This window comes from Micromonospora sp. NPDC050397 (genome assembly GCF_044901685.1).
Classification (GTDB): domain Bacteria; phylum Actinomycetota; class Actinomycetes; order Mycobacteriales; family Micromonosporaceae; genus Micromonospora_G.
Genome location: NZ_JBJDPS010000001.1, coordinates 755,040 through 767,450 on the forward strand (window position 1 = coordinate 755,040; position 12,411 = coordinate 767,450).

The window sequence follows — 12,411 nt, forward strand, 5'->3', positions numbered from 1 at the left end:
GGCTCCGCGCGACAACCAACGAGTGAAGAAGCATCCCAGTGAAGGAAAGAAGATGAGCGATTACCTGTCCCCGGCGCGGGTCGCCGAACCGAGCCTCGACGACCCCCGCCAGCTTTACTGCGACCTGTTGAAGAAGACCCTGACCCGGTACGCGTTCGGCGAGACCTGGACCCCGTTCCAGCCGCGCCGCCGGTCGCTGCGGGGAGCGGTCTACCGGCGGGGACAGCGGCTGCTGCACCAGCGCGGCATGGAGTTGGTGCTGCGCTTCCCGTTCAGCGCCGAGGCGCGCGAGGACGGCCGGGACTGGCCCCCGGAGGCGGAGACCATGATCGGCCTGCGTCGGCTGGACAACCTGGAGTCCTGCGTACGTGACGTGCTCGAACGCGGCGTGCCCGGTGACCTGATCGAGACCGGGGTGTGGCGGGGCGGCGCCTGCATCTTCATGCGCGCCATGCTCAAGGCGTACGGCGACCGGGACCGCCGGGTCTGGGTCGCCGACTCGTTCCGTGGCCTGCCCAAGCCGGACCCGCGCCGGGTCGAGGACGTCGAGGACGCGCTCTGGAGCGTGCCCTTCCTCGCCGTCTCGCTGGACCAGGTCAAGGGCAACTTCCGGCGGTACGGTCTCCTCGACGACCAGGTCGTCTTCCTGCCGGGCTGGTTCGAGGACACCCTGCCGAAGGCGCCGGTCGACCGGATCGCGGTGATGCGGCTCGACGGGGACCTCTACGACTCCACCGACGTGGCGCTCCGGTCGCTCTACCCGAAGCTCTCCGTCGGCGGTTACGTCATCATCGACGACTACCACGCCGTACGCGGCTGCAAGCAGGCGGTGGACGACTTCCGGGCCGAGTTCGGCATCACCGACGAACTCCACCAGGTCGACTGGACCTGTCGTTACTGGCAGCGCACCCACTAAGCGGTCGAGCCCAGGTGGGCGGTGAGGTGGTCGGCGAGGTCGTCCAGGGTGGCCAGCGCGTAACCGCCGGCGGTCAGATCGAGTTCGACGTCGTACTCGACCTCGATCGCGTCGATGAGCCGGAGCAGCCCCAGCGAGTCCACGCCCAGGGCGACCAGCGACGCGCCGTCGACCAGCGCGTCGTCCGCCCCGACCGCCCCGTCGGTGACCTCGTTGACCAACTCGGCCAGCCGTCGACGCAAAATGTCGTCGCCGCTCACCGTCCACCTCCCGACTCTCGTACGAACTCGGCGATCTCCGCGATCGTCGGTGTGTCGAAGAAGACCTCCAGCGGTACCTCGACGCCCAGCCGCTGGTGGATCCGGCCGCTGATCCGGGTGATGGTGAGCGAGTGTCCACCCAGGTCGAAGAGGTCCTCGTCGAGCGCTATCTCGCTGATCTGGAGCACGTCCTGCCAGATCGTCCGGATCTGCCGGACCACCTCGTCGGTCTCGTCGTCCGGGTCGCCGGGCAGCACCTCGCCGTGCGCCCCGGCGCCGGGGGCCGCGGTCCGGTCGGGTGGCGGCGGGTCGGGCAGGGCGGCCCGGTCCAGCTTGCCGTTCGGGGTGAGCGGCAGCCGGTCCAGGAAGACCCAGGCGTTCGGCAGCACGGCCGAGGGGAGGGTCTGCGCGAGATGGTTGCGCAGCCCTCCCGGCTCCGGCGCGGCACCGACCGGTACGACGTACGCCACCAGCCGTGCCTCGGTGGCTTCGCCGCGCAGCAGCACCGCCGAGGCGAGCACCCCCGGATGGGTCGCCAACCGGGCCTCGACCTCCCCCAACTCGACCCGGTGGCCCCGGATCTTGACCTGCTGGTCGGTCCGGCCGACAAAGTCCAGCCGGCCGTCCGGCAGCCGGATCGCGAGGTCACCGGTGCGGTAGAGCCGGGGCGGCGGACCGACCGGTCCGGCGGGTACGAACGGGTCCGGCGGGAACCGTTCGTCGGTCAGTTCCGGCTGGCGCAGGTAGCCGACGGCCACGCCCCGCCCGCCGAGGTACAACTCGCCGGGCACACCCACCGGCAGCGGACGCATCCGGTCGTCCAGCACGTACCCGCGCGTGTTCGGCAGCGGCGTCCCGATGGTCACCCGCTCCGGCTCCTCGGCCAGGTCGTCGGCGGTGGCCCAGATCGTCGCCTCGGTCGGTCCGTAGAGGTTGACCAGGCGGGCGACCCGGGCCCGCAGTTCCCGGGCCAGCGGCAGCGGCAACGCCTCGCCGCCGGCCAGCGCCACCACCCCGCCCGCGCCGGTGGGCGCGACCGCAACGCTTCCGCCCGCGCCGGCAGGCGGGACCGCCCCGGGCGAGCCGCCCGCGCCGAAGCCGGCGTCGAGCAGGATCCGCCAGCCGGACGGGGTGGCCTGGACGTGGGTGACCCCGTGCTCGCGGATCAGCCGGCACACCGCCGGCCCGTCCGCCGCGTGCGTACCGGCGGCGACCACCACGCTCGCACCGGTCAGCAGCGGCAGGTACAACTCGACCCCGGAGATGTCGAAGGACAGCGAGGTCAGTGCCAGCCAACGGTCCTCCGGCCGACTAGCCAGCAGGTCACGCAGGCCGAGCAGCAGGTTCGCCAGAGCGTCGTGACGTACCGCCACCCCCTTCGGGCGGCCGGTCGAGCCGGAGGTGTAGATGACGTACGCCAGGTCGCCGGCCTTGACCGGCGGCGGCGATTCGGCCGGAGTCGACGCCGCCGGCCCACCGGGTTCGAGGTCGTCCACGGTGAGCACCGGGTGCCCCGGCTCCAGGCCGGCGGCGACCGGTGCGGTCGTGACGACCAGCGCTGGCCGGGCGTCGGCGAGGATCATCGCCTGCCGCTGGGTCGGATAGGCCGGGTCGACCGGCAGGTAGGCGGCCCCGGCCCGCTGTACCGCCAGCAGGGCCGCGACCGCCTGCCAGGACCGGTCGAGCACGACCGCGACCAGCGCGCCGAGGCCGACGCCCCGGCCGCGCAGCACCGTGGTCAGCCGGCCGCTCACCGCGTCGAGATCGGCGTACGTCAGGCGTCGGTCACCGTCGACCACCGCGACCGCCTCCGGTGCCAGGCGCACCCGGTCGGCGAAGAGGGCCGGCACGGTGACGCCGGTCGGATAGTCGCGCGCGGTGTCGTTTGCCAGCAGCACCACCTGGGCGTGTTCGTCCGGCGGCAACAGTGGCAGCGTCTCCACCGGCCGGTCCGGGTCCTCGACCACCGCCGCCAACACGGTGCGCAGGTGCCCGGCGATCCGTCGCACCGAGGCGGTGTCGACCGCCGTCGGACTGTGCTGGAGGCTGACCCGCACCTCGTCCGGGCCGTCCACGACCTGCACGTGCAGCGCGTTGCGGGCGGTGCCGTTGAACATCGTCCAGGCGACGTCGACGGTGGTGCCGGGGAACTCCGGTGCGGCGGTGCGGCGCCGGTAGCCGACCGACACCGGGGTCAGCGCGGGTGCCGGACGCAGCCCAGCCACGGCTCGGGCCAGTGGCACGTGCCGGAAGCGGTAGACCTCGCGTACCCCGGCCCGGACCGCGCGGACGTAGTCCCGGAAGCTGCCCGTCGGCGCGGGCGGGTGCAGCGGCAACTCGTTGACCAGGAGCCCGACCTGCCCGCCGGTGCCGGGAGTACGGGTGGACAGCGCGACGCCGACCGGCAGGTTCCGGTTGCCGTACCGGTCGAGCAGTGTGTGCACCGTGGCGAGGAGCAGTTCGAACCGGCTCACGCCGACCAGCTGGGTGACCCGGTCGACTCCGGCGACCAGGTCCGGCGCGAGGGCGAACTCCACCGTGGCGCCGGGTTCGGCGGCGGTCGGCACCCGGTTCAGGCCGGGCAGGACCACGTCGACCGGCGGCGACCAGCGGTCGGCCCAGAACCGCCGGGCGGCCGGCAACTCCTCGGCGACACGGTCGGGTTCGGCCACGGGTTCGGTCGCGGCGGGCCCGGCGTACGGCTCGACCGGGCCAATGTCCCACGGCTCGCCGGCCACCGAGGCGGCGTACGCGGTGGCCAGGTCGGCGAGGAGCACGTCCTTGGACATCCCGTCGAAGACCAGATGATGTGCCGTGACCAGGAGCAGGTGCCGGTCCGGTGCCCCGGAGAGCAGGGTGAACCGGGCCAGTGGACCCCGGCGCAGGTCGAACGGCCGGGCCAGTTCCGCGCCGACCCGCTCGTCGGTGAGCGCGCCGGTCTCCAGGGAGATCTTCTCGCTGGCGGGGACGAGCCGGGGCTCGCCGTCCGGCCCCGGGTCGACCGCGAGGCTCAGCACCTCGTGCCGGTCGACCACGGCCGCGCACGCCGCGCCGAGCGCGACCCGGTCGAGCCCCGCCCCGAACCGGACCCCGAGCGCCAGGTGGTAGCCGTTGCCCGCGACGCCGGCCTGCTCGGTGAACCAGACGGCGTGTTGGGCGTACGTCGTCGCGGTGTCGTTCACGGGCCCTCCGGGATCTGGGTGTCGGCGAGTTGGGTCACCAGTTGGCGTTTGAGCACCTTGCCGGCCTCGTTGCGGGGCAGCTCGTCGACCACCAGCACCCGGGCCGGCAACTGGTAGTCGGCCAGGCGGGCGGTGAGGAACGCGCGCAGCGCGGGCAGGGCCAGTTCGGTGGCCGGCGTCCGTGGGTGCGGCACCACCACGGCCGCGACGGCGCTGCCGAGCACCGGGTGCGGCACCCCGACCACGGCCGTCTCGGCGATTCCCGGGTGCTCGTACAGGGCGGCTTCGATCTCCAGGGTGGAGATCTTGAACGCGCCGGACTTGACCACGTCCCCGTCCCGGTCGGCGAGGTAGAGGTAACCCTCGGCGTCGATCCGTCCGATGTCACCCATCCGTACCCACTCGCCCCGGAACGTCGACCGGCTGGCCTCCTCGTCCCGGTAGTAGGCGCGCGGGTGGCGGCAGCGCAGCCAGACCTGCCCGGTCCCGCCCGCCGGCACCGGCCGTCCCCGCTCGTCGGCGATCCGCAGCGCACCGGGGCTGGCCCGGCCGACCGCGTCCGGCCGACCCGGGTCGAAGATCATGGCGGTCTGCGCGGGCGCCGCCTCGGTCGAGCTGTAGTAGTTGACCACCACCGCGTTCGGGAACGCGGCGGCGAGCCGGGCGGCGACCACGGGCGCGAGCGGCGCGGCGGTCGATCCGACCAGGTGCACCCGGGACAGGTCGCGCCCGGCCAGCGCGCCGGAGTTGAGCAGCTCGATCGCCATCGACGGGACGACAAAGACGGTGCCGGTGCCGGGGGACTCGATCAGGCGGGCGAACCGGGCCGGGGTGAACTGCGGCAGGGTCAGCGCGGTCGGTCTGGCGGTGAGCGCGTTGAACAGCATCGTCTGGGCGGCGTTGGTGCCGATCGCGAAGGCGTGCGCGAACCGTTCGGAGTGCCCGAGGGCGAGCCGGCGCGGATTGCCGGGCGCGGATTCGGTCAGGTTCGCGTGGGTCGCGCCGACGCCCTTGGGTCGCCCGGTCGTGCCGGAGGTGTAGAGGATCTGTGCTAGATCGCCGGGACGGACCACGTCGACCGGCACCGGGGTCCCGGCCCCCTCGGCGACCAGGTCCGGCACGGACACCGTCGGCACCGGCACAGCGGCGGTGGTACCGGCGCCGTGCACCAGGAGGGTCGCCGAGCAGTGCTCCAGCGCCTGCCGCACCTGGTTGGCGGCCAGCCGGTCGGAGAGCGGTACGGCCACCCCGCCGGCCCGCTGCACCCCGCAGTACGCCACCGCGAACTCCGCCCACCCGGGTGCGCCGAAGAGCAGACCGACCGGGTCACCGGTACGCAGCCCGCGCTGGCGCAGCGCGGCGGCGACCGAGGTCGCGTCCCGCTCCCACTCGGCGAAGGTCAGGGTCGCCACCCGGTGCACCTCGATCGCGACCTGATCCGGGTGTGCCGCCGCCCGCCAGCTCAACACCTCCGGCACGGTCCGGCCGCCCGGATGCCGTCCACCAACCCCGGCGCCCGGCCGGCTGGTCTCAGTTGCCACCGGTGCCCGCCCTCGCCTGCCGTGCCTCGATGCCGAGTACGTCGTCCGGCGGAGCGTCCGGCACCTCGTCGTCGAACCGCGCCAGCACCCGGGTCCGCAGCGACACCACGGCGGTGACCACGATGCAGAACCCGAAGGCGACGTAGAGCAGCCCGATGCCCCGACCGGTCCCGACCCCGATCACCGCGCCCACCGTCGACGCCAGCGCTCCGCCGGGTTGCAGCAGCGGTTCCACCCACCGCGAGGCGAGTGGTGCGATCACCCCCCAGCCCAGCGGCAGGGTGGACCAGGCCACCATCTGGTTGAGCGCGAAGACCCGGCCGTGGAAGAGGTGCGGCACCTTGGTCTGCACCACCGTGGCGTAGACGCCGTTGACGACGCCGAGCGCGAGGTACATGCCGAACGCCCCGACCGCGACCACGGTCAGGTCCGCCCGCAGACCGGTGACCACACAGGCGAGGCCGAGCACGACGGTGCCGATCAGCACCGTACGCATCCGGCGGTGCCGGGGACCGCCCCAGACCAGCATCACCAGTCCGCCGGCCGCCCCGCCGAGCCCGCCGACCAGTGCGGTCCGGGCCACCTCGGGCAGCTCGGCGAAGCCCAGCACCAGCGGGGAGAGCAGGAACAGCGCCGGGAAGAGGAAGAGGTTGAGCAGGGCGAAGAAGACCAGCATCGCCCGGAACTCGCGTCGCTGCCACGAGTAGCGCAACCCGCCGGCGATCTCCGCGCCGATGCTCTCGCGGCGGCGCAGCGCCATCGTCGCCGGGAACCGGATGGCCAGCAGCACCACGATCGCGAAGCCGTACGCCACCACGTCGATGACCAGGATGCCGCGCAGCCCGACCGCCTCCAGCAGCGCCACCGCGACCAGCGGCACCATGAACTGGGTGAGCCCGGTCGCGGTCTGCGTCACGCCGTTGGCGTGGCCCAGGTAGCGCTTCGGCACGAGTTGCGGTACGGCCGAGACGAAGGCCAGTCGTTGGAACGCCAGCGCCACCGAGAGCCAGCCGACCAGCAGGTAGAAGTGCCACACCTCGGACCGGTCGGCCAGCAGCGCGGCGGCCACCAGGAGTTTCGCCCCACCGGCGGCGCAGCAGGCCAGCAGGATGATCCGACGGCGGCTGCTGCGGTCGATCAGCGCACCGGCGACCGGCGCCACCAGCAGCCCCGGCACCAGCCCGAGTACGGCGAACAGGGCGAACCGGGCCAGCGACCCGGTCTCCAGGTAGATCCAGAGGGGCAGGGCGAAGTTGGTCAGCGCGGTCCCGCTCATGGTCACGATCTGGCCGACCGCGACCAGGGCGAACCGCCGCATGCTCGGCTCGGGTCGCCGGGTCGACACCCCGACCGTCCCGTGCGCCGCCGTGCTGCCCCGTGCCGCCGCCGGATCGGCACCCGCGACCGGCGTACGCGAGGAGACCTCGGCCAGTCGCCAGGCCGGGTCCGGTGACGACGGCTCGTCCACCGGCACCGGTGGCTGGTCCAGCCGGCGGTCCACGGTGGTGACGATCTCGGCCAGCTCGGCGGCCCGGTACTTCAGGAAGTAGTGGCCGCCCTCGTCGATCACCGCCAGGGCGGTGCGGTCGCTGAGGAAGTGCCACTCCCGGAACCGTTCCTCGGCGTACTCGGTGCCCCGGTCGCGGTCGCCGACCACGGAGACGACCGGCGCCCGCAGCCGATCGGGTCGCTGGTGCACCAGCGACGTGAAGTAGTCCTCGGAGACCCGGGCGTCGTGCCGCATCGCCCGGATCAGGAACGCCGCCTCCTCCGGGTCGAGCGCTCCGATGTCCGCCCCCTGTGCCTGCAACCAGGTGCGGTAGATCCGGTCGCTGCGGATCCGCTCGGCCAGCCGCAGCCGCAGCAGCGGCCCGAGTATCCCGCCGACCGGACGGGCGAACGGGAACACCCCGCCGAGGTAGAGCGCGTCCAGTTCGCGGCCGGCCGCTTCGAGCAGGCGGGCCACCTCCACCGCCAGCGCCCCGCCCGGACCGCAGTGCCCGTAGAGCGCGAGCGGGCCGTCCACCGTGGCCAGGATCTCGTCGGCGACCTCGCGGGCCACCTCCGGGATCGGCCGGGGGTCGTCGGCCAGACCGATGTCGTGCCCGGGTACGGCCACCGCGTAGAGCCGGTGTCCGGGTGGCAGCGCGTCCGCGAGCGGCTGGTACACCACCGCGCTGCCGCCCCCGTACGGCACGCAGACCAGTGACCGTACCCGTTGGTCGGCCGGCACCGGTCGGGTCAGCTCGTGCAGCAGCCCGCCGTCCGGGCCGGCACCATCGGCGACCAGTTCGGCCAGCTCGCGTACGGTCCGGTGCTTGAACAGGTCCATCACGGTGATCGGCGGCAGCGGTCCGGTCGTGGTCCCCGGCAGGTCGCGCCGGAGCCGGGCCACCACCTGGGTGGCGAGCAGCGAGTGCCCGCCGAGGTCGAAGAAGTCGTCGGTGGCGCCGACCTCCGCGATGCCGAGCACGGCCTGCCAGACCCCGGCGATGACGGTCTCCACCGGACCCCGCGGCGGAGTCCGCGTACCCGTGCTCGGGTTGTCGGCGGGCGCGGGCAGTGCCCGGCGGTCGACCTTGCCGTGGTCCTGCAACGGCAGCCGGTCGAGCCAGACAAAACGACCGGGGATCATGTACTCCGGCAGCCGGTCGGCGAGCGCCCGGCGCAGCGCCGCCGGCTCCGCGTCGCCGCCGTCGGCTCGCCGCTCCAGGTAGGCGACCAGCCGGTCGTCGCGGAGCAGCACCGCCGCCTGCACCACCGCGTCGTGCTCCCGCAGCGCGGCCTCCACCTCGCCCAGCTCGACCCGGTAACCACGGATCTTGACCTGGTGGTCGCCCCGACCGAGGAAGACCAGTTGCCCGTCGGCCCGCCACCGGCCCAGGTCGCCGGTGCGGTAGAGCCGCCCACCGGGCGCCCCGAACGGGTCGGCGACAAAGCGTTGCGCGGTGAGTCCGGGTTGGTTCAGGTAGCCCCGGGCCAGCCGGTCGCCGCCGAGGTAGATCTCCCCGACGGTGCCGACCGGCACCGGACGCAGTCGGTGGTCGAGCAGGTGGACCCGGGCGTACGGCAGCGGCGTGCCGATCGGCGCCGTCCCCGGACCCGTCGCGGTCGCCGGTACGCGGTACGTGGTGACGCCCACCGTCGCCTCGGTCGGCCCGTAGTGGTTGAACACCGCCGTGCCGCCACCGGCCAGCCCCGCCGCCCAGGCCAGCTCCGACGACTCCCCGCCGAGCAGCAGGGCCCGCCGGGGCAGCAGCGCGCCCGGTGGCACGTCGGCGGCGAGCGCGGCCAGGTGCGACGGGGTCATCTTCAGGTAGTCGATCCGGTGCGTGCGCAGCTCGTCGGCGAGTTCCGCGCCGGTGCAGCGGCGGGGGACCAGGTGGACCGTGCCGCCGGTGGCCAGGGCGAGGTAGAAGACGGTGACGCTGAAGTCGAACGACATCGACTGGAGCAGGGCGTACCGGCCGGCGGGTGTGACCTCCAGACGGTCCGCGACGCCGTCGAGGTAGTGACGCACCTGCCGGTGGGCCACCGCCACCCCCTTCGGCGTGCCGGTGGAGCCCGAGGTGTAGATGACGTACGCGAGGTTCTCCGGTCCGACCCCGGTGCGCGGGCGCTCCGCCGGCTCGGCGGCGATCTCGGCCCGGACCAGGTCCAGGCAGCTCAGCGGCGCGTCGGTCACCGGCTCCAGGTGCGCCCGCAGGGTGGTGTCGGTGAGGATCAGGGCCGGTCGGGCGTCGGCGAGCATGGCACGGAGCCGGGCGGATGGCTGTTCCGGGTCCAGCGGCAGGTACGCCCCACCGGCCCGGAGCACGCCGAGCAGCGCGACGGCTAGCTCGACCGACTGTTCGAGGCAGACCCCGACCAGCGAGTCCGGCCCGACGCCCCGCCCGCGCAGGTACCGGGCGAGACGGTTGGCCCGCCGGTCCAACTCCCGGTACGTGACCGAGTCACCCCCACAGACCACCGCGAGCGTCTCCGGGGTGGTCCGCGCGTACGGGCTGACCAGGTCGGCGAGGGTCGGCCCGGCGGTCGCCCGGGTCCCGCCGAGGCTCGGCGGGACCGGTGCGGACGCGCCGAAGCCGAGCACCCGGTCACGTTCGGCCGGGCCGAGCAGGTCGAGGTCGACCACCGGCAGGTCCGGTCGGGCCACCGCCGCGCGCAGCAGGTTGCGGTAGTGGTCGGTGAGGCGGGTCATCGTCTCCGGGTCGAACAGTGCGGTGTTGTACAGCACGCTGCCGCGCAGACCGTCGTCGGACTCGGAGAGGTAGACCGCCAGGTCGTAGCGGGCGCTGCTGATGCCGGTGCCGAAGCTCTCCGGGACCAGCCCGCCCGGCCAGGCGTTGGCGCCCCGGGCGTAGTTCTGCAACGCGAACATCACCTGGAAGACCGGGGCGCGGCTGACGTCGCGGGGCACGTTCAGCTCCTGCACCAGGCGTTCGAACGGGACCTCCTGGCGGGCCAGCGCGCGGATCGCCACGGCCCGGGTACGCCCGAGCACCGTCGCGAAGTCCGGCTCGCCCGCCGACCCGTTCCGGGTCGACCCGGCGCCGGTCGGGTCGCCGCCGGGCGCCACCGACAGGTCGGCGCGGAGCGCGATCGTGTTGATGAACAGGCCGACCAGACCCTCCAGCTCCGGCACCACCCGACCGGCCACCGGGGAGCCGACCGCGAAGTCGCGTTGCCCGGACCAGCGGAACAGCAGCGTCTGCAACCCGGCGAGCAGCGTCATGTAGAGCGTCGCGCGCTGGCTCCGGCCGAACCGACGCAGCTCCTCGGTGAGCGCGGCGTCGAGCGTGAACCGGTGGGTGGCGCCCTCGTGTCCCTGCTCGGCCGGGCGCGGCCGGTCGGTCGGCAGCTCCAGCGGCGGTACGTCGGCCAGGGCCTGGCGCCAGTAGTCGAGTTGGCCGCGTACGGCCGGGCCGTCGACGCGTTCGCGCTGCCAGGCGGCGTAGTCGCCGTACCGTACGGCAGGCGGGGCCGGTGCCGCCCGTCGGTCGAGCTGTCCGGCGTACTGCCCGGCCAGCTCACCGAGGAGCAGGTCGAACGACCAGCCGTCGGTGACGATGTGGTGGGCGGCGAGGTGCAGCACGTGGTCGGTCTCGCCGAGGCGGACCAGCAACCCACGCAGCAGCGGTGCCTCGGCCAGGTCGAACGGTTGCCGCGCCGCCTCGGCGACCAGCTCGCGGGCCCGTTCGGCGTCGTCCGCGTCGACGGTCACCAGCGGGACGGTGACCGACGCGGCCACCTCCACGGCCGGCGTGCCGTCGACGGACTGGGTGAACCGCATCCGGAGGCTGTCGTGCCGCGCGGCGACCGCGTCGAGCGCCCGGCGCAGCAGGTCGTGGTCGAGGGGTCCGCGCAGGCGCAGGGTAGCCGGGATGACGTACGCGGCGGTGCCGGGGCTGAACTGCTCCATGAACCAGAGCCGTTCCTGCCCGAAGGAGAGCGGGGCGGTGCCGTCGGGCCGGCGCGGGATCACCGGCGGCGCGACGGTGGTCGGCCTTGCCGGTAGCTCGACCTCGGTCACGTGGACTGCCTCGATTCCGCCGAGAACGGGAGGGGAGGGTGGTCGGGTTCCTGCCGCGCGGGTTGGCCGAACCGTCGCTCAGCGTTAGGTCGGCGTTCCGATTCGCAGTGTGCCCGTTGCGCGTCGCCGCCGGGGATCGGCCGAACGGGGCACCGGATTGGAGCCGAACCACGGCCGGATTGAAGCCGAATCACGGATGGCATCTACATAGGACCGACAGTGCCGGGAATGCGCTTTCCCCGTGCTCGTCCGCGTTGTAGCGAAGGGCACCTTCTCGTCGTTTTCGGTAGCACACGAGGCGCTTGTCGGCCCAAACGTGACCGCTGCCGGACGGCGCCGCTCCGAGCGGGCGATCGCCTGCTGCTCGCCGTGACCGCCGCGCTGACCATTGGCGACGACGCCCCGGAGGGCCGTCGCGCTGCTGCGCGGCGTCGAGGAGCTGCTGCTACGGGCGGCGTACGAGGACGTGCCGTGGCCCTGGTCTGCCGACCCCGGCCCGCCCGGGTCCTGACGGCCTCACAGGCCCAGTTCGGTCAACCCCGGGTGGTCGTCGGGGCGGCGGCCGAGCGGCCAGTGGTACTTCCGCTCGGACTCGGCGATCGGCAGGTCGTTGATGCTGGCGAACCGGACCCGCATCAGCCCCTCGTCGTCGAACTCCCAGTTCTCGTTCCCGTACGAGCGGAACCAGTTGCCGGAGTCGTCCCGCGACTCGTAGGCGAAGCGTACGGCGATGTGGTTGCCGTCGAACGCCCACAGCTCCTTGATCAGCCGGTACTCGAGTTCCTTCGCCCACTTCCGGGTGAGGAACGCGACGATCTCGTCGCGGCCGTTGACGAACTCGGCCCGGTTGCGCCAGCGCGAGTCCGGCGTGTACGCCTGGGCCACCCGCTGGGGGTCACGGGAGTTCCACCCGTCCTCGGCCATCCGGATCTTCTGGATCGCGGTCTCCCGGGTGAACGGGGGAACCGGTGCGGGCATC

Annotated in this window: 6 protein-coding genes; 1 reads left to right on the top strand and 5 read right to left on the bottom strand. The window is 73.4% G+C overall.

Features of this window, described 5'->3' with window-relative positions; all coding sequences use genetic code 11:
- Positions 1-52 precede the first annotated feature (52 nt).
- Positions 53-916, top strand: coding sequence for a TylF/MycF family methyltransferase (locus ACI2K4_RS02890; RefSeq protein ID WP_404508226.1), 864 nt, complete (start codon positions 53-55; stop codon positions 914-916).
- On the opposite strand, the gene ACI2K4_RS02895 is transcribed toward ACI2K4_RS02890, so the two are convergent.
- From ACI2K4_RS02895 to ACI2K4_RS02915, 5 genes are all read right to left on the bottom strand, one after another.
- Entirely contained in the window at positions 913-1,176 is a 264-nt protein-coding gene (locus tag ACI2K4_RS02895) for an acyl carrier protein (RefSeq protein ID WP_404508227.1), read from the bottom strand. The two genes, ACI2K4_RS02890 and ACI2K4_RS02895, sit on opposite strands and share 4 nt — an antisense overlap.
- The gene (locus ACI2K4_RS02900) at positions 1,173-4,358 is read right to left on the bottom strand and encodes an amino acid adenylation domain-containing protein (protein WP_404508229.1); all 3,186 of its coding nucleotides are present in this window, start codon (positions 4,356-4,358) and stop codon (positions 1,173-1,175) included. The genes ACI2K4_RS02895 and ACI2K4_RS02900 overlap by 4 nt, the downstream gene beginning before the upstream one ends.
- Positions 4,355-5,899, bottom strand: a complete 1,545-nt coding sequence (locus ACI2K4_RS02905) for a class I adenylate-forming enzyme family protein (RefSeq protein ID WP_404508230.1) — start codon at positions 5,897-5,899, stop codon at positions 4,355-4,357. The genes ACI2K4_RS02900 and ACI2K4_RS02905 overlap by 4 nt, the downstream gene beginning before the upstream one ends.
- A complete protein-coding gene (locus ACI2K4_RS02910) occupies positions 5,889-11,432 on the bottom strand; it encodes an amino acid adenylation domain-containing protein (RefSeq protein WP_404508232.1) in 5,544 nt (1,847 codons plus the stop codon). Before ACI2K4_RS02910 ends, ACI2K4_RS02905 begins: the two co-directional genes overlap by 11 nt.
- A 516-nt stretch (positions 11,433-11,948) precedes the next feature.
- Positions 11,949-12,410, bottom strand: coding sequence for a DUF1348 family protein (locus tag ACI2K4_RS02915; RefSeq protein WP_404508234.1), 462 nt, complete (start codon positions 12,408-12,410; stop codon positions 11,949-11,951).
- Between the last annotated feature and the right edge of the window lies 1 nt (position 12,411).

What these genes read in the sequence shown, in the direction of transcription:
- ACI2K4_RS02890 (WP_404508226.1), top strand. Translation starts at nt 53, where the DNA reads ATGAGCGATTACCTGTCCCCGGCGCGGGTCGCCGAACCGAGCCTCGAC.
- ACI2K4_RS02915 (WP_404508234.1), bottom strand. Translation starts at nt 12,410, where the DNA reads ATGCCCGCACCGGTTCCCCCGTTCACCCGGGAGACCGCGATCCAGAAG.